Genomic DNA, 23,360 nt, shown 5'->3' on the forward strand with positions numbered 1-23,360 from the left:
GCGGGCACGGTCGGCGCGATGTCGATAGGTTCCGCCGCCGTGCTGCAGTGCCGCGATCTCAAGCTCAGCTATGGCAGCGTGGTCGCCCTCGACGGTCTCTCGCTCGACGTCGAGCCGGGCGTCATGACCGGCTTCGTCGGCCCCAACGGCGCGGGCAAGACGAGCACGATGCGGATCGTCCTCGGCGTGCTCGGCCCCGACAGCGGGACGGTCACGTGGCGCGGCGCGCCGGTCGACGCCGACGCCCGCCGACGGTTCGGCTACATGCCCGAGGAGCGCGGCCTCTACCCGAAGATGCGCGTCGCCGACCAGCTCGTCTACCTCGCGCGCCTCCACGGCCTCGACGGGACGGAGGCCCAGCGCGCGACCGACGACCTGCTCGACCGTCTCGGCATCGCCGACCGCGCCGACGCGACGCTCGAGAGCCTGTCGCTCGGCAACCAGCAGCGCGTCCAGCTCGCCGCCGCGCTCGTCCACGGCCCCGACCTGCTCGTGCTCGACGAGCCCTTCTCCGGCCTCGACCCGATCGGCGTCGACGTGCTCGCGAGCGTGCTGCAGGAGGAGGTCGCCCGCGGCGTCCCGGTGCTCTTCTCCAGCCATCAGCTCGAGCTGGTCGAGCGGCTCTGCGACCGCGTCACGATCGTCAAGGACGGGCGGATCGTCGCCGCCGGCCCGGTCGACGAGCTGCGCCGGCGCGACCGCCGACGGGTCGTGCGGATCGAGCTGGAGGGCGCGGACGGCGCCGGCTGGCTCGCCGGCATGCCCGGCGCCGAGGTGCTGCCGTCGCGGGACGACGAGCCGGGCCTGCTGGTCGCGCTCGACGACGCCGCCGATCCGCAGCAGCTGCTCGACCGCGCCCGCGCGGCCGGGGCGGTCACCCACTTCAGCATCGTGCTGCCGACGCTCACCGAGCTGTTCCGCGAGGTCGTCGGCGACGGCGGCGAGGAGACGGCCGCGGGCGCGGCGCGCGTCGAGGAGCGGGCGGCGTGAACGGCGCCCGCGCGATCGTCGCCCGCCGGGAGATCGTCGAGCGGCTCCGCAGCCGCGCCTTCCAGGTCGGCACGGCGATCCAGCTGGTCGCGGTGGTGGTCGTGCTCGCGATCGCCGGGCTCACCGGCGGCGGCGAGGAGACGCGCACGGTCGCGCTCGTCGGCGGCGCCTCCCAGCAGTACGCGGAGCCGCTGCGCGCGACCGGCCCGGCGCTCGACGCGACCGTCGAGACGACGGCGCTGCCCGACCGCGCCGCCGCGGTCAGAGCGGTCGAGGACGGCGACGCCGACGCGGCGGTCGTCGACGGACGCGAGGTCGTGCTCGAGGACGACCGCGACGACACGCTCGCCGCGGCGATCCAGTCGGTCCGCCGCGAGCTGGCGCTGCGCGACGCGCTCGACGCCGCCGGCGTCCCCGCCGACCGGCTGAGCGCGGCGCTCGCGCCCGAGCCGCTGCGCGTCGCGGTGCTCGACCCCGGCGACTCCGACCTCGGCACCCGCCAGGGGATCGCGTTCATCGCGATCCTGCTGCTCTACATCGCGATCTTCAGCTACGGCATGTGGGTCGCCAGCGGCATCGTCGAGGAGAAGTCCTCGCGCGTGATCGAGGTCGTGCTGAGCGCGATCCGGCCGCGCGAGCTGCTCGCCGGCAAGATCGTCGGCCTCGGCCTGCTCGGAATCGGGCAGTTCCTGCTCGTGATCGCGGTCGGCCTGATCGGCGCGAACCTGCTCGACGCCGTCGACCTGCCGAGGGTGACCGCCGGCTGGGTCGCGCTGATCGTGCTGTGGTTCCTGCTCGGCTACGCGCTCTACGCGTGCGTCTACGCGGTCGCCGGCGCGATCGTCTCGCGCCAAGAGGACCTGCAGTCGAGCACCGGCGGGCTCAACATGATCGTGATCGCCGCCTACATCCTCTCGTTCGTCGCGATCCAGGATCCCGAGGGCGCGATGATGACCGTCCTCTCCTTCCTGCCGCCGAGCGCGCCGATGGCGATGCCGGCCCGCTGGCTCGTGACCGACGTGCCGACCTGGCAGCTGGTCGCCTCGATCGCGCTGACCGCCGCCTCGATCGCCGCGCTGCTGCGGCTCGCGACGGTCGTCTACTCGCGCGCCGCGCTGCGGATGGGCCCGAAGGTCTCGCTGCGCAGCGTGCTCGCGACGCGCGGCTGAGAGGGACGCGAGCGCGGTCGGCGGCTGACGTCGACCGGCCGATCCACTTTGATGTGCGCCGGCACACGACGCACGAACCCCTGACACCGAGGAGGACATCAGTGAGGATCAAGACGCCGCTGCTCGCGCTCGCCGCGGGCGCCGCCGTCGCCGTCGGCGGCTGTGGCGAGGACTCCGCCGGCGACGCGGTCGAGTCGCTGCAGAAGCGGAGCACGCAGATCCAGGAGAAGGGCAGAGCGCTCCAGGAGAAGATGAGAGAGCTGCAGCGGAAGGTCGAGCGCGGCGAGATCGACCCCGCGGCGGCGAGGAGACAGCTGCAGGAGCAGGCCAGAGAGCTGCAGGACGACGCGGTCAGAGCGGCCGGCGACGCCGTCGACGAGCTGAAGGACGCGGAGATCCCCGCCGATGCGAAGCAGCAGCTCGAGGAGGCGCAGCGTCAGCTCGACGAGCTGACGAGATAGCCGTGCCGGCCCGCAGCGCTATCGCCGGCGCGGCGGGCCGCCCGCGATCTCGTACCGGCGCGCTCTCATCGACGCCGACGTCGGGCCGTTGACGGCCGGCAGGCGGTTGGCGGCGGCGGTCGCGGCGCGGGCGCCCTTGCCGTTCGCGGCGGCGCGGGCCGCCTTCGAGGCGCGCGCGACCCAGTTGGGCTCGCGCGGGGTCTCTCTCAGCAGCGTCGGCCAGGTCGCGGCGTCGATCGCGCCGGTCGGCGTCAGCCCCTTCGCCGCCTGGTAGGCGCGAACCGCTCTCTGCGTGCCGGCGCCGAAGTCGCCGTCGATCGCGATCGAGTGACCGGCGCCGGCGAGGTGCTGCTGCGCCCACACGACGAGATCGCCCTTCGAGCGCAGCGCCAGCGTCGGCCAGCCGGGGTCGGCCGGCGCCGCGATCGCCGGGAGGTCGGCGCCGAGCGCGGCCCAGTCGGCGGGGCGCGCGAAGTCCCACACCCACCAGCTGATGCCGCGTGCGCCGTATGCCTCCGACAGCTGACGGAAGCGGCGGATCTCGCTCGCCGGCGGCGCGTCGTACGCCTGCCCGAGCGGGAAGATCGGCGTCTTGTAGACCGTGTTGTACTGGTAGGTGAGCTGGAGGCTGCGATCGGGGGTGTCGCCGATCTCCTTCCAGTACACCTGCGGGAGGTTGAACGTCGCACCGCCCGGGCCCATGAAGACCGAGTACGGGAACGAGCCGTGGTAGTGGACGTAGGGGAAGCTCGTCAGGCCGATCGGGAAGTCGTCGCCGACGGCGGCGCGAAGCGCGCGCACGTAGCGCTGCGCCTGCGCGTACTTGCCCTCGTAGGCGGTCTCGGCGTCGATCACGAAGCAGTCGGCGCCGGCGGTCTTGGCGGCGGCGCTGGCGCGCGCCTCGCCGATCGGGTCGTTGCCGTAGACGAAGTGCCAGCCGCAGACGTTGAGGCCGGTCGCCTTCAGCGCGGCGACGGTGCTGCTGGAGAACTGCGACCAGACGTTGGTGCCGTCGGCGCTCTTGACGAAGACGGTGCGGACGCCGGCCGCGGCGGCCCGCGCCGCCATCGCCTCGGGGTCGCCGCGCTCGGATCTGCTCAGGTACCAGACCCACATCCCGCCGCCGTCGAATGCGCTTCTGCCGACGCTCGGGATCGGCGATCTCGCCGGCGCTCTCGCCTTCGGCAGCGGCGCCCGGCGGACGGTCACGCGGACGCGGTTGGAGTAGCGCGGGCCGGGCATCACGACGCGGATGCGGCCGCTGATGGCGTTGCCGGGGACGCGCACGACGATCCGCGTTCTCGTGCGGAAGGTGCCGCCGACGCGGCGCTTGCCGACCTTGCCGGTGCGCGCGTTGCGGACCGGGAACTCGACCTTCGCGCGGCGCGTCATCCCGCCGGCGCCGATCAGCATCCGCCCGGTGCGCACCACGATCGAGTGCGAACCCTGGCAGGGGAACGGCTGCGAGGAGCAGCGGATGAAGACGATGCGCGGCTTCTTCGGCGTCGCGGCGGTCTTCGCGCGCTGTTGCTTCTTCTTGGCGGCGTCGGCCTCGGCGGCCGGGGCGAGCGCGAAGGCGGAAAGCGCTCCGAGCAGGACGATGAGCAGGAAGGCGGTGTGACGAGTGAGGGCAGCGGTCATGGCGTCGGTGGTCTCCGGCGGGCGCCAGCAGCTTAGGCGTCCGGCACGGCTGGGTCCGGGCGCTCCGTTGCAAGCTCAGAACACGGTCAGGCGGCGAGCGTTGCGGTCCGATGCGCCGATGCACGATCCGCTGCGCGGGGAGCGTGCCGTCGCGCGCCGCCGTCGCGATCACGCTCCCAGCAGGTTGTGCACCACGAGGTCGACGAGCTTGATGCCGACGAACGGAGCGATCAGGCCGCCGAGGCCGTAGACGAGCAGGTTGCGGCGCAGCAGCGCGGTCGCGCCGAGCGGGCGGAAGCGCACGCCGCGCAGCGCCAGCGGCACGAGCAGCGGGATCACGAGCGCGTTGAAGACGATCGCGCTGACGATCGCCGAGCGCGGGCTGCCGAGGTCCATCACGTCGAGCGCGTCGAGCGGGCCGGTCGCGGTCTCGTCGCCGCTCGCCGCGTAGCTGGCGGCGAAGATCGCCGGCAGGATCGCGAAGTACTTGGCGACGTCGTTCGCGATCGAGAAGGTCGTCAGCGCGCCGCGCGTGATCAGCAGCTGCTTGCCGACCTCGACGATCTCGATCAGCTTCGTGGGATCGGAGTCGAGGTCGACCATGTTGCCGGCCTCGCGCGCCGCATGGGTGCCGCTGTTCATCGCGACCCCGACGTCGGCCTGCGCCAGCGCCGGGGCGTCGTTCGTGCCGTCGCCGGTCATCGCGACCATCCGGCCGCCGGCCTGGTGCTCCCGGATCAGCGCGAGCTTCGCCTCGGGCGTCGCCTCGGCGAGGAAGTCGTCGACGCCGGCCTCCCGCGCGATCTTCGCCGCGGTCAGCGGGTTGTCGCCGGTCACCATCACCGTGCGGATGCCCATCGCGCGGAGGTGGTCGAACCGCTGCCTCATGCCGTCCTTGACGACGTCCTTCAGGTGGATCACGCCGAGCGCCCGGTCGTCGCGCGCGACCGCCAGCGGCGTGCCGCCGTCGCGGGCGATCCGCTCGATCGCGGTCGTCAGGGCGGGCGGCGCGGTCCCGCCCGCGGCCTCGATCCAGCGCTCGATCGCGTCGCCGGCGCCCTTGCGCACGCTCACGCCGCCGAGGTCGACGCCGCTCATCCGCGTCTGCGCGGTGAACGGGACGAAGCGGGCGTCGAGCCCCGCCAACTCGCGGCCCCTGATCCCGAGCCGCTCCTTCGCCAGCACGACGATCGAGCGCCCCTCCGGGGTCTCGTCGGCGAGCGAGGCGAGCTGCGCCGCCTCGGCCAGCTCGCGCTCGCTGACGCCCGGCATCGGCACGAACTCGGCCGCCTGGCGGTTGCCGAGCGTGATCGTGCCGGTCTTGTCGAGCAGCAGCACGTCGACGTCGCCGGAGGCCTCGACCGCGCGGCCGCTGAGCGCGAGCACGTTGCGGCGCACGAGCCGGTCCATGCCGGCGATGCCGATCGCGCTCAGCAGCGCGCCGATCGTCGTCGGGATCAACGCGACCAGGAGCGAGACCAGCGTCGCGATCGAGGTCGCCGTGCCGGCGTAGCCGGCGAACGGCCGCAGCGTCACGACGACGACGAGGAAGATCAGCGTCAGGCCGGCGAGCAGGATCCCGAGCGCGATCTCGTTCGGCGTCTTGCGCCGGCTGGCGCCCTCGACGAGCGCGATCATGCGGTCGAGGAACGACTCGCCCGGCCGCTGCGTGATCTCGACGACGATCTCGTCGGAGAGCACCTGCGTGCCGCCCGTGACGGCCGAGCGGTCGCCGCCGGCCTCGCGGATCACCGGCGCCGACTCGCCGGTGATCGCCGACTCGTCGACCGACGCGATCCCGGCGATGACGGTGCCGTCGCCGGGGATCGTCTCCCCTGCCGCCACGACGACGACGTCGCCGAGGAGCAGCTCGCCGGCCGGCTTCGCGCCGCCGTCGCGCAGGGTCGCGAGCGTCTCGCGGCGCATCGCGCGCAGCGTCGCGGCCTGCGCGCGGCCGCGGCCTTCGGCGATCGCCTCGGCGAAGTTGCCGAAGATCGCGGTCAGCCACAGCCAGACGGCGACGGTCAGCGTGTACCAGGCGGGATCGTCGCCGGCGCCCGCGATCTCGCCGCCGAGCGCCTGCACGGCCCACACGAGCGTCGTCAGCAGCGCGCCGACCTCGACGACGAACATCACCGGGTTGCGGACCATCCGCCGTGGATCGAGCTTGCGCAGCGCGTCGAGCAGCGCCGTCGTGAGGATCGCCGGCTCCAGCAGCGAGCGTGCGCGGCGCCGGGGCCCGTCCCGTCCCGGCTCACCCGGCGCGGCGGACGGGTCGTGCTGGGGCGGTGCGAGCGTCTGGCCGGTCATCGGGCGGTCTCCTGGTCGAGCGCGACGTTCAGCTCCAGCACGTTCACGCCGGGCTCGCCGAAGAGGCCGAGCCCGCGTCCGTCGGTGTGCTCGTCGACGAGCCGGTCGACGCGGGCGAGCGGGAGACCGCGCACCTGCGCGACGCGACGGGCCTGGATGCGGGCGTTGGCGACCGTGATGTGCGGGTCGACGCCGGAGCCGGAGGTCTGGACCGCGTCGGGCGGGATCGCGGCGCGGGTCAGGCCCGAGTCGTATCTGCCTTCGAGTCGGAGGTAGGCGGCGGCGCGCGCGGCGATCGCGGCGCGCGTGTCGGCGCCGTTGGGGCCGGCGTTGGAGAAGGCGGTCGCCGACGGGTTCCAATCGGTCTGCGACGGCCGGCTGTGGAAATAGCGCGTCGCGCGGAAGCCCTGGCCCAGCAGGCGCGAGCCGACCGTCCTGCCGTCGACCGTCAGCTGGCTGCCGTTGGCGGCGTCGTGGAAGGCGACCTGCCCGACGCCGGTCACGGCCAACGGGTAGGCGAGGCCGAGCACGAGCGTCAGCACGGCGAGCGCGACGACGGTGGCGTGCGCATCTCGCTTCATCGGAACATCCGATCGGTCAGCCCCTGCACGACCGGGCCGAGCAGGAGCGCGGGGACGAAGGTGAGGAGCGCGACGAGCAGGATCGTCCCGATCGTCAGCGCGCCGAAGGTGGCGGTGTCGGTGCGCAGCGTGCCCGGGCCGTCGGGGTGGGCCGTGCGGCCGGCGAGCGCGCCGGCGATCGCCAGCACGGCGACCAGCGGCAGGAAGCGGCCGGCGAGCATCGCCCCGCCGCCGAGCAGGTCGGCGAAGGTGAGGCCGAAGGCGCCCGCGTTGCCGGGGGCGTTCGGCTGCACGAAGCCGGTGTAGCCGGCGAACGCCGAGCCGTTGTTGTTGGCCTGCGAGACGTAGGCGTAGAGCGTCTCGGAGAAGCCCTGCGGTCCGCCGTTGTGGATCGATCTGAGGCCGTGGCCGGAGGCGATCGCGGCGGCCGTCGCGACGAGCGCGAGCAGCGGCGCCGCGAGCGTGCCGATCATCGTCAGCTTCACCTCGCGGGCGCCGATCTTCTTGCCGAGGAGCTCGGGCGTGCGCCCGACCATCAGGCCCGCGACGAAGACCGCGAGGATGACGAACATCAGCATGCTGTAGAGGCCGGAGCCGACCCCGCCGAAGATCACCTCGCCGGTCATCATGTTCGCCATCGGGATCGCGCCGCCGATGCCCGTCAGCGACTCCATCGCGGCGTTGACGGCGCCGCACGAGGCGACGGTCGTGACGACCGCGAACAGCGACGTGCCGGGCATCCCGAAGCGCGTCTCCTTGCCCTCGAGGTTGCCGCCCGCGATCCCGGCCAGGTGCTGCGCCGGCGAGCCGTGCGCCTCGGCCGCGTAGACGATCGCGACGGCGGCCGCGAAGAACGCGAACATCGCGCCGTAGATCATCCAGCCCTGGCGGCGGTTGCCGACCATGCGGCCGAAGGTCGCGGTCAGGCCGGCGGGGATGGCGAGGATCGCCAGCATCTGGACGACGTTGACGAGGCCGCTCGGGTTCTCGAACGGCATCGCCGAGTTGACGTTGAAGAAGCCGCCGCCGTTGGTGCCGAGCAGCTTGATCGCCTCTTGCGAGGCGACCGGCCCGAGCGCGATCGCCTGCTCGGCGCCCTCGAGGCTCGTGAAGGCGCGGGCGGGCGCGAGCGACTGCACGACGCCCTGGGAGACGAAGAGGAGCGCGAGCGCGAAGGCGATCGGCAGCAGCACGTAGAGGAGCGCGCGCGTGAAGTCGACCCAGAAGCAGCCGAGCGTGCTCAGGCTGCGGTTCGAGAAGCCGCGGATGACGGCGATCGCGACCGCGATCCCGACCGCCGCGGAGACGAAGTTCTGCACCGCGAGGCCGGCCATCTGGCTGAAGTTCGAGAGCGTCGTCTCGCCGGCGTAGAACTGCCAGTTGGTGTTGGAGACGAACGACGAGGCGGTGTTGAACGAGAGGTCGGCCGGGCCGGAGGAGAAGCCGGCCGGGTTGAAGGGATGGATGCCCTGGGTGCGCAGGATCAGGTAGAGCAGCAGCCAGGAGCCGAGGCTGACGACGAGGACGGAGCGGGCGTAGGCCTTCCAGTCCTGCTCCTCGCCGGGGTCGACGCGGAGGATCCGGTAGAAGCCGCGCTCGACGCGGCCGGCGCTGCTCGCGAGGATCGCGTCGCCGCGGAAGACCTTGTGCATGTAGGCGCCGAGCAGCGGCGTCAGCGCCGTCAGCAGCGCGCAGAAGAGGCCGACCTGAAGCCAGCCCTGTGCCGTCGTCACAGCTTCTCCCCGCGCAGCAGCGCGTAGGCGAGGTAGGCGAAGAGGGCGATCGAGACGGCGATCCCGACGGCGTTCCCGAGGCTCATACCCGGTCGACCCCCTCGATCAGGGCGAGCATCGCGGCGAAGAAGAGGAGCGCGACGGCGACGGCGATCAAGTCCATGACCGCAGCGTGCGCCCCGCGGCGCCCAGCCCGGGTCAAGATTCAGCCGGTCGCCATCAAGATTTCGTCAAGGGCGGGGCGCGGTGCGGACAGGCGGTCGGCTCGCCGCCCTGTCGCGTGCGGCCAACGCGGCCGTCACGCCGCGAAGCGATAGCCGACGCCGGGGTCGGTGCGGATGTAGCGGGGGCTGTCGCCGGGCGGCTCGATCTTGTGGCGGAGGTTGGCGATGTGGGTCCGCAGCGTGCGGATGTCCTCGCCGTACGCCGGCCCCCACACCTCGGTGAGCAGCGCGCGGTGCGTCAGCAGCCGGCCGCGGTTGCGCGCGAGCACGCGCAGCAGGTCGTACTCGATCGGCGTCAGATGGACCGCGGCGCCGTCGCGCCGCACGACCCGCCGCGCGAGGTCGAGCTCGAGCCCGTCGACCGCGATCACCGGCTCGTCGGCGGCGCGCCCGGCGCGCCGCAGCGCGGCGCCGAGGCGGGCGACCAGCTCCCGCGCGCCGAACGGCTTCGTGACGTAGTCGTCGGCGCCGGCCTCCAGCGCGCGGACCTTCTGCTCCTCCTCGCCGATCGCGGACAGCACCATGATCGGCATCTCGCTCCAGGCGCGCAGCTGGCGGCAGATCTCGATCCCGTCGCCGTCGGGCAGCACGAGGTCGACGATCGCCGCGTCGGGCGGTCGCGTCGCGGCGGCGTCGAGCGCCTCTTCGGCGGTCGCGACCGCGATCGGCTCGTAGCCGGCGTCGCGCAGGATCACCTTCAGCGCACGCAGGATCTGCAGCTCGTCGTCGACGACGAGCACGCGACCGCTCACGCGCGGCCTCGGGCGCCGGGAGCACGAGCCGCCGTCAGCGGAGCTCCTCCGACCGGTTCCGAGCGGCCGGGCGACGGTTCGCCGTCGACCGGCAGCTCGACGACGAAGCTCGTCCCCTGGCCGGGCCGCGACTCGGCCCACACGCGGCCGCCGTTGGCCTCGACGAAGCCGTGCACGACCGCGAGCCCGAGCCCCGAGCCGACCTGGCCGCCGTCGTTCGTCCCGCTCCGCTCCCGGCCGCGGTAGAACGGCTCGAAGACGCGCTTCAGCTCGCGGCCGGGGATGCCGGGCCCGCGGTCGACGATCCGGATCAGCAGCCGATGGCCGACGGCTCGAGCGCGGACGGCGACGGGATGGTCGCCGCCGTAGCGGACGGCGTTCTCCAGCAGGTTGGCGAAGGCCCGCTCGAGCTGCACGGCGTCGGCGCGCACGAGCGGCAGGCCGGGGTCGATCCCGACGTTGAAGCCGGCGGCGTGCGGCGTCTCGGCGATCGCGACGCGCAGCACCTCGTCGACCGAGCACCACTCGCGCCGCGGGTCGGCCTGCCCGCCCTGGAGCCGCGACAGGTCGAGCAGCTTGTCGACCAGCCGCGCGAGCCGGTCGGCTTCGGATCCGACCGCGGCGGCCAGCTCCTCGCGCTCGCCGTCGGTCAGGTTGGGCGAGCCGAGCGCCTCCCCGGCCGCGGCGATCGCGGTCAACGGCGAGCGCAGATCGTGCGAGACCGCGCGCAGCAGCGCCGTCTTGATCTCGTCGCTGCGTCGCAGCGCGCGGGTCTCGACGGCGTCGTGCGCGATCGCCTCGCGCTCGAGCGCGACGCCGACGATCGCCTCCAGTCCGGGCACGACCCGCTCGCACAGCCGCGAACGCGTCGGCTCGCGCGGCGGCGAAGTCAGCCGCAGCATGGCGATCCGGCGGCCGTCGCCGGAACGGAGCGGGATCGCGAGCGGGTCGTCGTCGCCGGCGTCGGCAGGCGCGGGGCTCGCGGCGGCCGCGGCGGGGCGGGCATCGGTCCCCGCCTCCTCCAGCTCGATCGCGACGCCCTCGAGGTCGAGCGCATCCGCGAGCCGCTCGGCGGCGAGCGGGAGCGCGGCGCGGAGGTCGCTGCCGCCGAGCAGCAGCCGCGCCAGCTCGGCGGCGAGATCGGCCTCGCGGCGGCGCAGCTCGGCCTCCCTCGCGCGCGCCCGTGCCAGCTCGGCGAGCGTCGAGGCGATCGCGGCGGCGAGGAGGAAGACGAGCAGCGCGACCCAGTTCTGCGCGTCGGCGACCGTGAAGCGACCGGTCGGAGGGATGTGGAACCAATTGAACGCGAGCGCGCTGGCGACGGCGCTCCCGAGGCCGACCCACAGCCCGAACCAGGTCGCGACGAGCAGCACCGCGAGCAGGTAGACGACGCCGGTCGAGACGGCCGGGACGATCTCCCGCAGCGGGTAGATCAGCCCGGTCGTGAGCGCGACGGCGCCGATCGCCGCGACGACGCCCGTCCACAGCGGCGGACGTTCGGCCGGGAGGAGCTTGGAGAGGTCCACGCGCGCCACGGCTCCAGCGTACCCCCGTCTTGGCCGGGTCGCCGAGGCAGCCGACGGGCGCATTCGCGCCATCTTCCGCACCCCTGGCGGATCGTGCGAGATGCGCACATACGGTTGCCATACGCACATCGAGACCGCGTCGCGGGCCGATTCGTGACAGCATCGGGGCCATGCCGCATCGCCACGACGAACGAATCGCTTGATCGTCGTCGTCGTGACGGTGCTGCTCGCGGTCGCCGCGGGCGTCCTGCTGGAGCGCCGCGCCGGTCCTCGCGTCGCCCGCCCCGCGCGCGTGTGGATCGTGCGGACGATGCTGTGGGTGCTGATGCCGTTCGTCGCCTACGTGAGCATGGCGCGGCTCCACCTGACGGCGAACGTCGGCATAGGGATCGTCGTCGCGGGCGCCGCGCTGGCGGCGACGACGACGCTGATGTGGTGGCTGACGCGCGGCCCGCTCGGCCTCGACCGCCCGACCGCCGGCGCGCTGATGGTCTGCGCGGTGCAGGTCAACACCGGCTTCTTCGGCCTGCCGCTGTGCGCCGCGCTGTTCTCGCAGGCCGAGTTCAACCAGGCGGTCGCGTACGACGTGCTGATCTCGATGCCGGCGTTCGTCTTCGGCAGCTTCACGATCGGCGCGCTGTTCGGGACCCACGGCGAGGACAAACGGATGGGGCCGCACATCGCGGCGACGCTGCTGAGGAATCCGATGCTCTACGCCGCGATCGCGGGCCTGCTCGTGCCCGAGTCGTGGGCGCCGGAGCTGCTCGAGCTGCCGGTCAGAGTCGCCATCCTCGCGACCGTCCCGCTCGGCTTCATGGCGGTCGGGATCACGCTCGCCGACGAGGCCGAGGAGGGCGCGCTGCGGATCCCGCCCCCGCTGACGCGCGCGCTCGCCGCCCTGATCGGCGTGCGGATGGTGCTGATGCCCGCGATCGTCCTCGCCTTCTCGCTGTTCGTCGTGAAGCTGCCGGCGACCTACCCCCTGCTCGCGGCGATGCCCTCCGGCGTCAACACCGTGCTCGTCGCCCACCGCACCGGCCTCGACCTCAGAAGCGCCGCTGGCGGCACCGCCTGGACGACCGCGATAGCCCTCGTCTGCGTCGCCGCCGTCGCCCTCGCCCAGGCCGTCGGCCTGCTCTGACGCCGCGCCCGTCTCCGCGCCGCCGTCGCCCTCGCCCAGGCCGTCGGCGTGCTCTGACGCCGCGCCCGTCTCCGCGCCGCCGTCGCCGATGCCTCGCATGGCCTTGCCGCACACGACCCGCGCGACCGCGCGTCTCCCGGCGCCGGCCAGCCCCCGCGCCGCGCCGCCCCACGCGGCGCCGCCCCACGCGGCGCCGCCCGCGCCGTGCCGGCCAGCCCCCGCGCCGCGCCGCCCCACCGGCCCCGGCTAGCATTGGGAGGCCCGGGGGCGTAGTGCTAACGGGAACACGCCGCCTTTGCAAGGCGGAGTTGGGGGTTCGATTCCCCCCGCCTCCATTGGTCCGAAAGCGCCGCTGCGGCGGCGACCGGACGCGCAAGACCGCTCGGCGGAGGCCTACGAGCGCGAAAGCAGCCCGATGAAATCGGCGGGCCGTTGAACGGGCGGTCGTTCGATGCCCGCTTCCACAAGGTCCCGGTCGCCGCTGACGATCGCGTCGACCTGCTGCGCTCGCGCGAGCGCGACGAGGTAGTCGTCGGCGGGGTCGCGGGTGACGCTGGGAATCGGCACCGGGTCCGGCAAACGGTCGCCTGCCGTTCGATCCGAGCTATCAGCTCGCGCGCTCTGGCCTCGTCGAACCAGCGCCGGAACTTCGGGCGCAGCGCGACGCGGCGCAGCTCGGCGATCAGTTCAGGACTGACGACGATCTCGATGCGGTCGTCGATCCAGGCTTCGACGATCCGATCGGGTGGGGAGCCGGCGGGGCCGATCAGGGCGGAGATGAGGACGCCCGGATCGACGACGACGCAGATCACGCAGCCTCGCGCCGCTCACGGCGCGAGGCGTGCAGTTCCTCATAGGCGATCCGCTCCGCCTCGTCGGCGGAGAGATCGGGGGAGCCGGCCTGCGTCGAGTCGACCAGCCGCCGCAGGAGGTAGGCGTTCAACGCGCGCTCAACGACCGCCGCGTCGTCAAGACCGGCAGCGGGCTCGCCCAACTGCTGACGCGCACGCTCGACCATCTCCGCGTCGAGCGCCAGGTTGACCTTGTCTCCGGAAGCCACACGCGACACGGTATCGCGCGCGTGTAGCCCTGTCACCGGCGTCGCGGACACAGTCCCGCGGATGCCGTCCGCGCCGAGCCGAGTCCGTTGGACCGATCACGCGCTCGAGAAGGCAGCACTGCTCGACATCGCCCGAACCGACATCGAGCAAGCCGTGATCGAGCACTCCCGCCCCCTGGGATCGCCGCAGCAGCCTGACCCCTTGCACGCTCCTGACGAGCGCCCCGCGACGGCGGGACGGCGCTCGTTCAGCGCCGCCCCGCCGAGTCGTTCCTAGCGCCGGTCGCGGGCGCTTCTGCCGGCGGTCGTTCTCGGCACCTTCACGCGGACGCGGATCGTCCGTCTGACCGTGGCCGATCTGACGCTCGCGCGCAGGGTGAAGCGGATCGCCAGGCGGCGGCCGGCGAGCCGCGTGCGGGCGGCTCTGGAGAGACGCACGCGGACGGCGGCGCGTCTGCCCGCTCGGACCGTCTTCGGCGCGAGCAGGCGCACGCCGTAGCGTCTGCCGGCGACCCTCACGCGGATGGTGCGGGGCACGCGCACGCGGCAGGCGCCACCGCCGCGCGGGCAGGCGACCGTCGCGACGGTCGCGACGCCGGAGCGGTTGAGGCGGGCCGCTCTGACCGCTCTCAGCACCGGGCGCTTGACGGTGCCGCCCGGCGGGCCGGGCGCCGGCGGTCTCGGCTGGTCGGTCGGGGAGCCGGGCTCGCCGACCGGCGGGTTGTCGACCGGCGGTCTCGGCGGCTCGCGGTCGGGCACCGTCGCCGGGACGCTGAACGTCAGGCGGCCGAACGGCCCGCCGGCGTAGGTGACGCCGAGCGTCTGCCCGGCGATCGAGGTCATCGTCGCCGGCGCGCCGATCCAGCTGCGGCGGCCGCTGACGGCGCCGTCGCGGTGTCCGCCGCGAGCGAGGTCGACGTCGAGCACGTGCAGGTCGTCGAACGGCCTGCTCGTCACCCTGCCCGCCATCGCGTCCTCCATCGACCCGCTCGTCGAGCCGTCGCTGATCAGCCGCGCGATGCGCCCGTCGGCCGCGACCCGCAGCGTCGGGTTCACGAAGCGGATGTCGATGCCGTGCGAGGGCATCGCCCAGCGCAGCGTCCCCTGCTGCTCGACCACCAGCTCGCCGGTCGTGACGTCGCGCCAGGCGTCGGACTGGCCCCAGCGCCAGCTGAAGCGGTCCTCGGGGTCGGGCCAGCTGGCGCCGTCGGACAGCTCGACGAAGCCGGCGCCGTCAGGCACGCCGGGGATCGGCGACGGCCAGAACGTGTACAGGTATCTGACCCACGAGCGGAGGCTGCCCGCCGACGGGTCGGCGCGGCCGCTCCACTCGGTCCGCAGCGCCGGCTCGGCGACGTGGTGGGCACTCGCGAGCGCGTCGATCGACGACGTGTCGGACGGGTCGCCCGCCTCGGCACCCACCGGCCAGACGACCGTCGCGTCGCCGAGCGGGTCGCCGGCGAGGCCGACGATCGTTCTCGGCGGCGCGTCGGCGGCGAGCGGCCGGACCGCGCTCCAAGCGCCGCCGGCCGGCCGCCGCGCGGCCTCGACCGCCGCCCCCGCGGAGCCGGCGCGCGACCACGCGACGAGCGCGCCGCCGTCGTCGTCGAGCGTCAGCCGCGGCGCGAACGCGGGCGCGTCGGCGGGCAGCGTCGCGACCGTCTCCGGCGCGCTCCAGGCGCCGCTCGCCGAGACGGTCGCCAGCTTCACCGCCGGCGGCGCCGCGCCGTCCTGCGCGACGTCCCAGACGACGCTCGCGCGGCCGTGCCCGTCGAGCGCGACCGCCGGCGTCGCGGTCGCGGACGAGGGAAGCGGCTCGATCGCCGCGTCCCACGGCTCGTCGGTCCCTGCCGGGCGGGTCGCGACGCCGCCGCCTCCCCCGCCGGCCGTGTCGACCGGCCACGCCACGACGGCGCGTCCGTCGACGTCGACGACGAGCTCGGGCTCGTACTGGTTGGTCGGGACGCGCGCCGGCGGCTCGGCGACCAGCTTCGGCGCGCTCCAGCTGCCTCTCGCGCCGCCGGTGCGGACCGAGCTGCGGATCGCCTTGACCGAGGAGCTGAGGGTCGAGCCGGTGCGCCACACGACCGTCACGTTGCCGGCGCGGTCGCTGCCGATCGCCGGTGGCCGCGAGACGGTGCCGAAGCCGGCGGTCGACGCGCCGCAGGCCGGCTCGGTCGGGACGGTGAAGATCGCTCTCGGGTTGGCCCACGTGTCGCTGCGCGCGGGGAGGGTCGAGACGATCACCGCGCAGCCCTGGCCCCACGCGGCGGTGGCGGTGCCGTCGGCGTCGAGCGTCAGCGCCGGAGCGGAGCTGGGCGACTCGCCGGCGGCGCTGATCGTCTCGACCGCCGACCACGTGCCGTCGGCGCCGCGCGTCGCCGCCTGGATCCGGTCGTCGTTGCGCCAGACCGCCGTCGCCGACCCGTCGGGGGCGACGGCGAGCTGCGCTCTCAGGCTCGTCGCGTAGCTGCCCGGCAGCGTCACCGGCTGCGACCAGCTGCCGCCGGCCGGCTTGGTCGCCGCCTTGAGCGACTGCTCGCCTCTGTTCTGCAGCCACAGCGCGGTGGCGGTGCCGTCGGCGTCGAGGGCGACGCTCGGATAGGGGGCGGCCTCGCTGGCCGGCAGCGGCGCCGGCCCCGTCCAGCCCGGTGCCGCGGCGGCTCCGCCGGGTGCCGCGGCCATCGCCAGCGCCGCGGCGCCTGCCGCGACGGCCAACGTCCTGCTCGTCCGTCTCACTGCGATCGCACTCCTCGTCTTGCTTCCGGTTCCCGGGCGCGTCCCCCTCGCCCCGCTCACGTGCGGCGAGCCGGCCGGGATCGCCCGGCCGGCTCGCAGGTCGGCTCGCCGTCGCCGCGGCGGCGACGCGATGCCGGATCCGCGACTAGAAGTCGCCCTCCGCGTCGAGCACGCCGAACTCGTCGCCGGCCGCGTACGAGCCGTTGGAGCCGCCGTTGAAGACGACCGCCCCGTCGCTCGTCAGCTCCGGCACCGCGCCGGTCCAGGTCTTCGGGTTCGTGCCCGATCTCGTGCCGCCGGTGAGCGTGAACAGCGTCCAGTCGCTGAACGTTCTTCTCGCGCTCAGCAGCGGCGTGTACCAGCCGGAGCCGGTGACGTCGCCGGTGCTGAAGTCGATCGAGACGTCCTCGATCGCAAGGTCGATGCCGTGCAGCAGGACGGTCGAGCGGAAGCCGCCGTCGAACGGCGCGACGTCGCCCGCGCCGGTCGCCGCCTGCGGCAGCGAGAGCACCGGCGAGCTGAACGTCGCCGGGCTGAGGGCGGTCGTTCTGCCGCCCCATCTCGTGACGTATCTGAGCCAGGTCGAGCGCAGCTCCCACTCGGCTCCGCCGGCCGACGCGGCGGCCGGGACGAGGAAGGCGAAGGTCATGAGCGCGGCGGCGAGCGACAGCAGCACGCGCACGCGCGACGACAGCCTGCGAGACATGAGACGTCCTTTCGGTTGGAACCCCCTGGTGCGCACCTCGGCGCACCCTCGAGCCGTGGGCCCGAGACGCCGCCGCCCATGCGGCGACTTAGGGCACCCTAACAAGAATTAGGGCGCCCTTACAACCGATGTCGGATCAGCCTTCCTGCGAGGACGGACAGCCGGGTCCGACCCACGCCCAGCCAGACCCCGACAGCACGGAGGCCCCACCACAAGGCGGAGCCTCCGTCGCGCTCAGATCTCGCGCCGGCGCGATGCTCACACATCGCAGGGCACGGGACTCACACTAGCCAGACCGACACCGGACTGGCGAAGAGCGTCCCGGTGACCGTGATACTCATAGGACAGAAGAGGCCACTGCCAACTCTTCGCGGTATCGAGGTCGCGTTGAACGTGACAGTCGACACTCTGCCACCAACGAGATTCACGCTTATCCCACCGACAGGATTGGACAGCCAACCCCATAGCCCGACACCCCCTGTACAGACGACCAACCCGTTCAACATCATCCCGAACGAGCCGATCTCGAAGTTGATCGAGCCTATGTCCGGTAGGGTGCCGGAGAAGCCTGAGTACTCAAGCGTCATCGGACTTAGCAAGACCCCTGACGTGGCCCCCGTACACCCCAGAATGGACCCGCTGAAGCTACCCTGACTGAAGTACCTTCTCTTGCTAAGCGACGATGAGTTCAGAGACAACTGAATGGACACATTGCACTGAATCAGGTTGTTTATAGTGAGCGTCCCGTTAGCCCCAACCGACGTCGACGAGAGTCCAAACCCCGTCGAAGCAGTCGCGCCCCCGGATGCCGCGAGAATGAAAGCGACCGCGCACACGCACGCGATCGCCGAGTTCAGATATCGGCGCATCCGCCACACCTCTCGATGTCGATGACATTGCGAGCAGCAGCGCGCCGCGCGGACCTATTCTACCATAAAACAGTCAAGCGTGGGTCCGTCGCCGCTCAGCCGGCACCTGTGCGCCGCTCGATCTGAGGACGACCGAGGACGACGCGCACGACGACGCGCGTCGGGCGGGTGGGGGCGGCGAATGAGAGGAAGTCTCGAACCGGACCCTCGTGGCCGCAGAACGGGCAGCCGAGCGGAGCCGCCGGCGACAGCGGGCGGTCGCCGAGCGCGATCGGCGCGTCGCAGTCGGGGCAGGCGAGCGTGCCGGCGGCGACGACGGAGCTGCGCGCGACGCGCCGCTCCTCCTCCGCGCCCGCGTTGCGGCCGACCCGATCTCGAAAGCCGTCGGGTCCGTCGATGCCTCGCTGGAACCCCATCCGTCCAGTCTAGGCGCCTCGCCCCGGCGCGCCGCACGCCTCCGTCCGGTCGACAACACCGATCGGGTAGCGGTTCTGCTACCGCCTGGCTACGATGATCCGGTGACGTCGATCCCCCAGAGAGAGCTGCGGAACAACATCGGCGACGTCCTGCGCCGTGCGGAGGCTGGCGAGGAGTTCACGATCACCGTCGCCGGCCGCCCCGCCGCGCAGCTCGGCCCGGCGCCGCGGCGTCGGTGGGTCGACGATGCGACGCTCCAGCAGGTGTGGGCGACGGCTCCACCGGATGCGGATCGCCTGAGAGCCGACCTCGAACGGTTCCCGGCCGATCTCGGCGACCCGTTCGGCTGAGGTGCGCGCGCTGCTCGACACGTCGGTGCTGATCGCAGGCGAGCCGCTGCGAGGGATCGAAGGCGCGATCAGCGCCGTCTCGCTTGCCGAGTTGCACTTCGGGCTGCTCGTCGCGCGCGACGACGACGAACGCGCGCGACGGGCACAGCGGCTCGGCGTCGTCGAGGCGACCTTCGATCCGATCCCGCTCGACGCCGCCGTCGCACGCGAATGGGGACGGCTCTCCTCCGCAGTGTCGGCACGCGGCGGTCAGCCACGGCGCCGCACCGCCGACCTCGCGATCGCGGCCACCGCGAACGTCCACGGCGTGCCGCTGCTCACGCGCGACCTGCGCGACTTCGCTCCCATCGCCGACCTCGTCGACGTCCGCTCCGCCTGAGTGGAACCGGCGGCGCCGGGCGTCTCACCACGCCGAACCGTTTCGCCGCCGGCGCGCGGCCGGGGCCGGGATCCGGCGGCGCGGGCGTCACGCCGCCACGCTCAAGCACTGAGCACGGCGTCCGATGGGAACGATCAGGGCGTGCGGGGCACGGCGGCTGGCGCCGTCGGCGCGCGCATCGTCCGGTCATCGAGCGAAAGCGGAGGGTCAGCGTCGTGTTGAAGAGAGTGATCGGGAGCGCCGGCGCGGCGGCATTGGCCGCCGGGCTGATCGCGCTGCTCGCGCCGGGGGCCGCGAACGCGGCGACGAGGACCTGCCCGGCGACCTTCCAGGTGCTGCACAACGACAAGATCGGCGCGATGAACCTGCCGGCCGGCGCGTACACCGTGCGCGTCACCAACCTCAGCTGCGCGTCGGCCTCGAGGCTGTTCGCCAGCTTCCTGCAGGACTACGACGGCCACCTGCCGTCGCCGTGGCGGGCGAACAGCGCGGCGAGAAGCTTCACGAACGGCCGCGCGAGCTTCTCCGTCAGACCGGCGAGAAGAGTCACGCCGCCCGGTCCGCCGACGCCGAGCAACCCGACCACCTGCCCCGGCACCTTCAGCGTCCTGCACAACGACCGCATCGGCTCAGTCGCGCTGCCGAGGGGCCGCTACACGATCAGACTGCTGCGCAGCGGCCTGTCGTGCAGCGGCGCGTCGACCCTCTTCGCGCAGTTCCTCGACAGCCCGAGCGGCGTCCCGGCGCCGTGGACGATCACCGGCTCGAGCGGCAACGCGACCTTCAACAACAACATGGGCGGGTTCGCCTTCAGCGTCTCGCGCACCGGCGGCAGCACCAACGGCGGCGGCCGCTCGGCGACCTTCTGCACGGTCTTCACGGTCGAGCACGACGACAACATCGGCAGCCTCTACCTGCCGAGAGGCAGATACGAGATCGTGCTGCCGCCGAGCTCGACGATGAGCTGCGCCGCCGCCCAGAGACAGTTCACCGCCTTCCTCGACGCCGCGGCGCTTCCGCGCCCGTGGGTGCTCGACGCCCAGCGCGGCAGCTTCTCGCGCGGCCCCGGCTCCAGCACCACCTTCGCGGTCGACCCGCTGAAGGGGACGCTCCGCTGAACCGTTACGGAGGAGGGCCCGGGCGCCGCGCCGACCGCGCGCCCGGGCCCGCCGCCGCTCAGTCCTCGAGCACGTAGACGGCGCGCACTGCGAGCAGGTTCGGGGCGACGCGGGTCGCCGACGGCGCCCGCCCGCCGCTCGCGTCGAGCAGCACCCGCCGCGCGATCCGCATGCCGATCTCCGCGACGGTCGCCTCGAAGTCGCGCAGCGTGCAGAGATGGATGTTGGGCGTGTCGTGCCACTGGTAGGGCAGCGCCTCGCTGACCGGCATCCGGCCGGTGCGCGCGAGGTCGAGTCGCAGCCGCCAGTGGCCGAAGTTCGGCAGCGAGACGACCCGTCGCGGGGCGACGCGGCGCATCTCGCTCAGCACCTCCAGCGGCTCGCGCGTCGCCTGCAGCGTCAGCGACAGGATCGCGCAGTCGAAGGCGCCGGTCGCCGTCCGCGACAGCTCCTCCTGCAGGTCGCCGTGGGTGACCGGCACGCCGCGCGCGACGCAGGCGTGGAAGCCCTCGTCGGAGCGCTCGACGCCGACGCCGCTGCAGCCCCGGCGCTCGATCAGCTCCTCCAGCAGCGCGCCGTCGCCGCAGCCGAGGTCGAGCACGCGCAGGTCGCGGCCGACGAGCGCGGCGACGACGTCGAGGTCAGGCCGCATCGGCCGCTCCCGTGCCCGCACCCGCGCCGGCAGCGGCCGCCCGTCTCGCCCCAGCCCCGCCCGCCAGCTGGTCGAGGAAGCCGGCGACGGTGCGGTGGTACTCGGGGATCGGGAAGAGGAACGAGTCGTGCCCATGCGGCGCCGACAGCTCCCGGAAGGTGACCGGCGCGCCGGCACCGCGCAGCTCGTCGGCGATCTCGCGCGCGTGCTCGGTCGAGAAGCGCCAGTCGGAGTCGAACGACAGCACGAGATATCTCGTCGCCCCGCCCGGCGACGCGGCGGCCTCGGCCACGCTGCGCTGGACGTAGGCGGCGTCGGCGAACGGGTCGAAGTAGTCCATGACGCGGGTCATGTAGAGGTAGGTGTTCGCGTCGAAGCGCTCGACGAACGACTGGCCCTGATGGGCGAGGTAGGACTCGACCTCGAAGTCGACGTCGAAGCCGTAGCGCGGCTCGACGGCATCCTGGATGCGGCGGCCGAACTTCTGCCGCATCGACTCCTCCGACAGGTAGGTGATGTGGCCGATCATGCGCGCGAGCGCGAGGCCGCGGTCGGGCCGGGCGGGCGCCTCCGCGGCCTCGGGGACCGACGCCGCGTAGTAGTCGCCGCCGGCGAAGTCGGGATCGCGCATGATCGCCTCGCGCGCGACGGCGCTGAAGGCGATGTTCTGCGCCGACAGCCGGCCCGAGGCGGCGACGATCACCGCGCCGGCCAGCTCGCCGGGATGGTCGAGCGACCACTGCAGCACCTGCATCCCGCCGAGCGAGCCACCGACCGCCGCCAGCAGCCGTCTGACGCCGAGCTCGCGCAGCAGCGCGCGGTGGACGGCGACGAGGTCGCGGACGGCGAGCTGCGGGAAGCGCAAGCCGTACGGCCTGCCGGTCGAGGGATCGATCGAGCCCGGCCCGGTCGTCCCCTTGCAGCCGCCGAGCACGTTGGCGCAGACGACGAAGAGGCGGTCGGTGTCGAGCGGGCGGCCGGGGCCGATGATGTTGTCCCACCAGCCCGGCCGGCGGGCGCCCTCGTGGTAGCCGGCCGCGTGCGCGTCGCCCGACAGCGCGTGGCAGACGAAGACGGCGTTGCCGCCGTCGGGCGCGAGCGTGCCGTAGGTCTCGTAGGCGACCTCGACATGCGTCAGCCGCGCGCCCGACTCGAGCACCAGCGGACGCTCCTCGTCATGGACGAGGAGCGTCTTGGTCTCGACCTGTCCGACGCCGTCGCTCACGCAGGCGTCGCCTGGCGAGCCTTGGAGAGCGCCTGGTCGAGGTCGGCGACGATGTCGTCGATGTGCTCGATGCCGACCGACAGGCGCACCAGGTCCTGCGGCACGCCGGCCGAGTCGAGCTCGGCCTCGTCGAGCTGCGAGTGGGTCGTCGTCGCCGGGTGGATCGCCAGCGACTTCGCGTCGCCGATGTTGGCGAGGTGCGAGAACAGCCCGAGCGCGTCGATGAAGGCGCGTCCGGCCTCGCGGCCGCCGGCGATCCCGAAGGTGACGAGCGCGCCGGCCCCGCCGTCGAGGACCCGCTGCGCGGTCTCGTAGTAGGGGCTGCTCTCCAGGCCCGGGTAGTTGACCCAGGTCACCCCGTCGTGGGCCTCGAGGTGCTTGGCGACGGCGAGCGCGTTGTCGGAGTGGCGCTCCATCCGCAGCGGCAGCGTCTCGATCCCCTGCAGCAGCAGGAAGGCGTTGAACGGCGACTGCGCCGCGCCCATGTTGCGCAGCAGCACCGTCCGGGCGCGGCCGACGTAGGCGGCGGGGCCGAGCGCGTCGGTCCAGACGACGCCGTGGTAGGAGGGGTCGGGCTTCGTCAGGCCGGGGAAGCGGTCGGCGTGCGCGGCCCAGTCGAATCTGCCGGAGTCGACGATCATGCCGCCGATCGTGGTGCCGTGGCCGCCGATGAACTTCGTCGCAGCGTGGACCGAGACGTCGGCGCCGAGGTCGAAGACGCGCGAGAGGATCGGCGTCGGCACGGTGTTGTCGACGATCAGCGGCAGGCCCTTGGCGTGGGCGGCGTCGGCCCACGCTCTGATGTCGACGACGTTCAGGCGCGGGTTGCCGATCGTCTCGGTGAAGACGAGGCGCGTCTTGTCGTCGACGACGCCGTCGAGCGCGCTGACGTCGTCGGGGTCGACGAAGCGGACCTCGATCCCGTACTGCGGCAGCGTGTGGGCGAACAGGTTGTACGTGCCGCCGTAGAGCGTCGAGTGGGCGACGATGTTGTCCCCGGCGCGGGCGATGTTGAGCACCGAGTAGGTGACGGCGGCCATCCCCGACGCGAGCGCCAGCGCGGCGACCCCGCCCTCGAGCGCGGCCAGGCGCTCCTCGAGCACGTTCCACGTCGGGTTCATGATGCGCGTGTAGATGTTCCCCGGCACGGCGAGCGCGAACAGGTCCTGCGCGTGCTGCGCGTCGTCGAAGACGTACGAGGTCGTCTGGTAGATCGGCACCGCGCGCGCGTTGGTCGCCGGATCGGGCTGCTGACCGGTGTGGAGCGCGATCGTCTCCGGGCGCGTGTGGGGCTGCTGCTCGCTCATCGGGTCTCCT

The 23,360-nt window shown here is 73.2% G+C and carries 23 protein-coding genes, 1 tRNA gene and 1 pseudogene; 8 read left to right on the forward strand and 17 right to left on the reverse strand.

Features of this window, described 5'->3' with window-relative positions:
- The first annotated feature begins 18 nt into the window (after nucleotides 1-18).
- The 3 genes from BDZ31_RS23140 to BDZ31_RS23150 all read left to right on the forward strand — a co-directional run bounded on the left by BDZ31_RS23140 (nucleotide 19) and on the right by BDZ31_RS23150 (nucleotide 2,620).
- Nucleotides 19-990, forward strand: coding sequence for an ABC transporter ATP-binding protein (locus BDZ31_RS23140; protein ID WP_183345623.1), 972 nt, complete (start codon nucleotides 19-21; stop codon nucleotides 988-990).
- Complete coding sequence (locus BDZ31_RS23145; RefSeq protein WP_183345625.1) at nucleotides 987-2,159, forward strand: ABC transporter permease; 1,173 nt, start codon at nucleotides 987-989, stop codon at nucleotides 2,157-2,159. Before BDZ31_RS23140 ends, BDZ31_RS23145 begins: the two co-directional genes overlap by 4 nt.
- 101 nt (nucleotides 2,160-2,260) lie before the next feature.
- Nucleotides 2,261-2,620: a hypothetical protein gene (locus BDZ31_RS23150; protein WP_183345627.1), complete on the forward strand. Its 360-nt coding sequence runs from the start codon at nucleotides 2,261-2,263 to the stop codon at nucleotides 2,618-2,620.
- Between the two features lie 18 nt (nucleotides 2,621-2,638).
- Here the strand turns inward: BDZ31_RS23150 and BDZ31_RS23155 are convergent, their stop codons facing one another.
- The 7 genes from BDZ31_RS23155 to BDZ31_RS23185 form a co-directional block, all read right to left on the reverse strand.
- Nucleotides 2,639-4,261 carry a peptidoglycan-binding protein gene (locus tag BDZ31_RS23155; protein ID WP_183345629.1) on the reverse strand — a complete coding sequence of 541 codons (1,623 nt, stop codon included), beginning with the start codon at nucleotides 4,259-4,261 and terminating at the stop codon, nucleotides 2,639-2,641.
- A gap of 168 nt (nucleotides 4,262-4,429) precedes the next feature.
- On the reverse strand, nucleotides 4,430-6,571 hold the full coding sequence (gene kdpB, locus BDZ31_RS23160; RefSeq protein ID WP_183345631.1) for a potassium-transporting ATPase subunit KdpB: 2,142 nt from the start codon (nucleotides 6,569-6,571) through the stop codon (nucleotides 4,430-4,432).
- A complete protein-coding gene (gene kdpC / locus BDZ31_RS23165; protein WP_183345633.1) occupies nucleotides 6,568-7,152 on the reverse strand; it encodes a potassium-transporting ATPase subunit KdpC in 585 nt (194 codons plus the stop codon). Before kdpC ends, kdpB begins: the two co-directional genes overlap by 4 nt.
- Nucleotides 7,149-8,885, reverse strand: a complete 1,737-nt coding sequence (gene kdpA / locus BDZ31_RS23170; RefSeq protein WP_183345635.1) for a potassium-transporting ATPase subunit KdpA — start codon at nucleotides 8,883-8,885, stop codon at nucleotides 7,149-7,151. Before kdpA ends, kdpC begins: the two co-directional genes overlap by 4 nt.
- Complete coding sequence (gene kdpF / locus BDZ31_RS23175) at nucleotides 8,882-8,971, reverse strand: K(+)-transporting ATPase subunit F (protein WP_183345637.1); 90 nt, start codon at nucleotides 8,969-8,971, stop codon at nucleotides 8,882-8,884. The genes kdpA and kdpF overlap by 4 nt, the downstream gene beginning before the upstream one ends.
- Before the next feature lie 212 nt (nucleotides 8,972-9,183).
- The gene (locus BDZ31_RS26165) at nucleotides 9,184-9,861 is read right to left on the reverse strand and encodes a response regulator (protein WP_183345639.1); all 678 of its coding nucleotides are present in this window, start codon (nucleotides 9,859-9,861) and stop codon (nucleotides 9,184-9,186) included.
- Nucleotides 9,858-11,396, reverse strand: a complete 1,539-nt coding sequence (locus BDZ31_RS23185; RefSeq protein ID WP_183345641.1) for an ATP-binding protein — start codon at nucleotides 11,394-11,396, stop codon at nucleotides 9,858-9,860. The genes BDZ31_RS26165 and BDZ31_RS23185 overlap by 4 nt, the downstream gene beginning before the upstream one ends.
- 190 nt (nucleotides 11,397-11,586) lie before the next feature.
- On the opposite strand from BDZ31_RS23185, the gene BDZ31_RS23190 reads away from it, so the two are divergent.
- Nucleotides 11,587-12,528: an AEC family transporter gene (locus tag BDZ31_RS23190; RefSeq protein WP_183345643.1), complete on the forward strand. Its 942-nt coding sequence runs from the start codon at nucleotides 11,587-11,589 to the stop codon at nucleotides 12,526-12,528.
- Between the two features lie 263 nt (nucleotides 12,529-12,791).
- Nucleotides 12,792-12,863: transfer RNA gene (locus tag BDZ31_RS23195), tRNA-Ala, on the forward strand.
- Nucleotides 12,864-12,921: 58 nt separating this feature from the next.
- On the opposite strand, the gene BDZ31_RS23200 is transcribed toward BDZ31_RS23195, so the two are convergent.
- The 7 genes and pseudogenes from BDZ31_RS23200 to BDZ31_RS23230 form a co-directional block, all read right to left on the reverse strand.
- Entirely contained in the window at nucleotides 12,922-13,095 is a 174-nt protein-coding gene (locus BDZ31_RS23200) for a hypothetical protein (RefSeq protein WP_183345644.1), read from the reverse strand.
- Nucleotides 13,096-13,115: 20 nt separating this feature from the next.
- A pseudogene (locus BDZ31_RS26275) lies at nucleotides 13,116-13,340 on the reverse strand (putative toxin-antitoxin system toxin component, PIN family); the annotation flags it as partial.
- Entirely contained in the window at nucleotides 13,337-13,639 is a 303-nt protein-coding gene (locus BDZ31_RS23210) for a hypothetical protein (RefSeq protein ID WP_183345646.1), read from the reverse strand. The gene BDZ31_RS23210 and the pseudogene BDZ31_RS26275, both read right to left, overlap by 4 nt.
- 222 nt (nucleotides 13,640-13,861) lie before the next feature.
- Complete coding sequence (locus BDZ31_RS23215; protein WP_183345648.1) at nucleotides 13,862-16,306, reverse strand: HtaA domain-containing protein; 2,445 nt, start codon at nucleotides 16,304-16,306, stop codon at nucleotides 13,862-13,864.
- A gap of 166 nt (nucleotides 16,307-16,472) precedes the next feature.
- The gene (locus BDZ31_RS23220) at nucleotides 16,473-17,033 is read right to left on the reverse strand and encodes an HtaA domain-containing protein (protein WP_183345649.1); all 561 of its coding nucleotides are present in this window, start codon (nucleotides 17,031-17,033) and stop codon (nucleotides 16,473-16,475) included.
- Nucleotides 17,034-17,314: 281 nt separating this feature from the next.
- Nucleotides 17,315-17,620 (reverse strand): hypothetical protein, encoded by a 306-nt coding sequence (locus BDZ31_RS23225; RefSeq protein WP_183345651.1) that lies wholly within the window; start codon nucleotides 17,618-17,620, stop codon nucleotides 17,315-17,317.
- A gap of 377 nt (nucleotides 17,621-17,997) precedes the next feature.
- Entirely contained in the window at nucleotides 17,998-18,318 is a 321-nt protein-coding gene (locus BDZ31_RS23230) for a hypothetical protein (RefSeq protein WP_183345653.1), read from the reverse strand.
- Nucleotides 18,319-18,420: 102 nt separating this feature from the next.
- Here BDZ31_RS23230 and BDZ31_RS23235 point away from each other — a divergent pair, with 102 nt between their 5' ends.
- The 3 genes from BDZ31_RS23235 to BDZ31_RS23245 all read left to right on the forward strand — a co-directional run bounded on the left by BDZ31_RS23235 (nucleotide 18,421) and on the right by BDZ31_RS23245 (nucleotide 20,166).
- A complete protein-coding gene (locus BDZ31_RS23235; protein ID WP_183345655.1) occupies nucleotides 18,421-18,669 on the forward strand; it encodes a type II toxin-antitoxin system prevent-host-death family antitoxin in 249 nt (82 codons plus the stop codon).
- A gap of 1 nt (nucleotide 18,670) precedes the next feature.
- The gene (locus tag BDZ31_RS23240; protein WP_183345657.1) at nucleotides 18,671-19,048 is read left to right on the forward strand and encodes a PIN domain-containing protein; all 378 of its coding nucleotides are present in this window, start codon (nucleotides 18,671-18,673) and stop codon (nucleotides 19,046-19,048) included.
- 215 nt (nucleotides 19,049-19,263) lie between these two features.
- The gene (locus BDZ31_RS23245; protein ID WP_183345659.1) at nucleotides 19,264-20,166 is read left to right on the forward strand and encodes a hypothetical protein; all 903 of its coding nucleotides are present in this window, start codon (nucleotides 19,264-19,266) and stop codon (nucleotides 20,164-20,166) included.
- A 58-nt stretch (nucleotides 20,167-20,224) separates the two neighbouring features.
- Here BDZ31_RS23245 and metW read toward each other — a convergent pair whose 3' ends face one another.
- The 3 genes from metW to BDZ31_RS23260 are packed head-to-tail and all read right to left on the reverse strand — an operon-like array spanning nucleotide 20,225 to nucleotide 23,350.
- The gene (gene metW, locus BDZ31_RS23250) at nucleotides 20,225-20,818 is read right to left on the reverse strand and encodes a methionine biosynthesis protein MetW (RefSeq protein ID WP_183345660.1); all 594 of its coding nucleotides are present in this window, start codon (nucleotides 20,816-20,818) and stop codon (nucleotides 20,225-20,227) included.
- On the reverse strand, nucleotides 20,808-22,043 hold the full coding sequence (gene metX / locus BDZ31_RS23255; RefSeq protein WP_183345662.1) for a homoserine O-acetyltransferase MetX: 1,236 nt from the start codon (nucleotides 22,041-22,043) through the stop codon (nucleotides 20,808-20,810). Before metX ends, metW begins: the two co-directional genes overlap by 11 nt.
- The gene (locus BDZ31_RS23260; RefSeq protein ID WP_183345664.1) at nucleotides 22,040-23,350 is read right to left on the reverse strand and encodes an O-acetylhomoserine aminocarboxypropyltransferase/cysteine synthase family protein; all 1,311 of its coding nucleotides are present in this window, start codon (nucleotides 23,348-23,350) and stop codon (nucleotides 22,040-22,042) included. Before BDZ31_RS23260 ends, metX begins: the two co-directional genes overlap by 4 nt.
- Nucleotides 23,351-23,360 lie beyond the last annotated feature (10 nt).

Origin of the sequence: Conexibacter arvalis, assembly GCF_014199525.1 — a bacterium.
In the GTDB taxonomy this organism is placed as follows: domain Bacteria; phylum Actinomycetota; class Thermoleophilia; order Solirubrobacterales; family Solirubrobacteraceae; genus Conexibacter; species Conexibacter arvalis.

Bases quoted from the DNA above. Each gene is read 5' to 3' on its own strand.
- BDZ31_RS23140 (WP_183345623.1), top strand. From the start codon at position 19: ATGTCGATAGGTTCCGCCGCCGTGCTGCAGTGCCGCGATCTCAAGCTC.
- BDZ31_RS23225 (WP_183345651.1), bottom strand. From the start codon at position 17,620: ATGACGCTTGAGTACTCAGGCTTCTCCGGCACCCTACCGGACATAGGC.
- BDZ31_RS23155 (WP_183345629.1), bottom strand. From the start codon at position 4,261: ATGACCGCTGCCCTCACTCGTCACACCGCCTTCCTGCTCATCGTCCTG.
- kdpB (WP_183345631.1), bottom strand. From the start codon at position 6,571: ATGACCGGCCAGACGCTCGCACCGCCCCAGCACGACCCGTCCGCCGCG.
- BDZ31_RS23220 (WP_183345649.1), bottom strand. From the start codon at position 17,033: ATGTCTCGCAGGCTGTCGTCGCGCGTGCGCGTGCTGCTGTCGCTCGCC.
- BDZ31_RS23260 (WP_183345664.1), bottom strand. From the start codon at position 23,350: ATGAGCGAGCAGCAGCCCCACACGCGCCCGGAGACGATCGCGCTCCAC.
- metW (WP_183345660.1), bottom strand. From the start codon at position 20,818: ATGCGGCCTGACCTCGACGTCGTCGCCGCGCTCGTCGGCCGCGACCTG.
- kdpC (WP_183345633.1), bottom strand. From the start codon at position 7,152: ATGAAGCGAGATGCGCACGCCACCGTCGTCGCGCTCGCCGTGCTGACG.
- BDZ31_RS23230 (WP_183345653.1), bottom strand. From the start codon at position 18,318: ATGGGGTTCCAGCGAGGCATCGACGGACCCGACGGCTTTCGAGATCGG.
- kdpF (WP_183345637.1), bottom strand. From the start codon at position 8,971: ATGAGCCTCGGGAACGCCGTCGGGATCGCCGTCTCGATCGCCCTCTTC.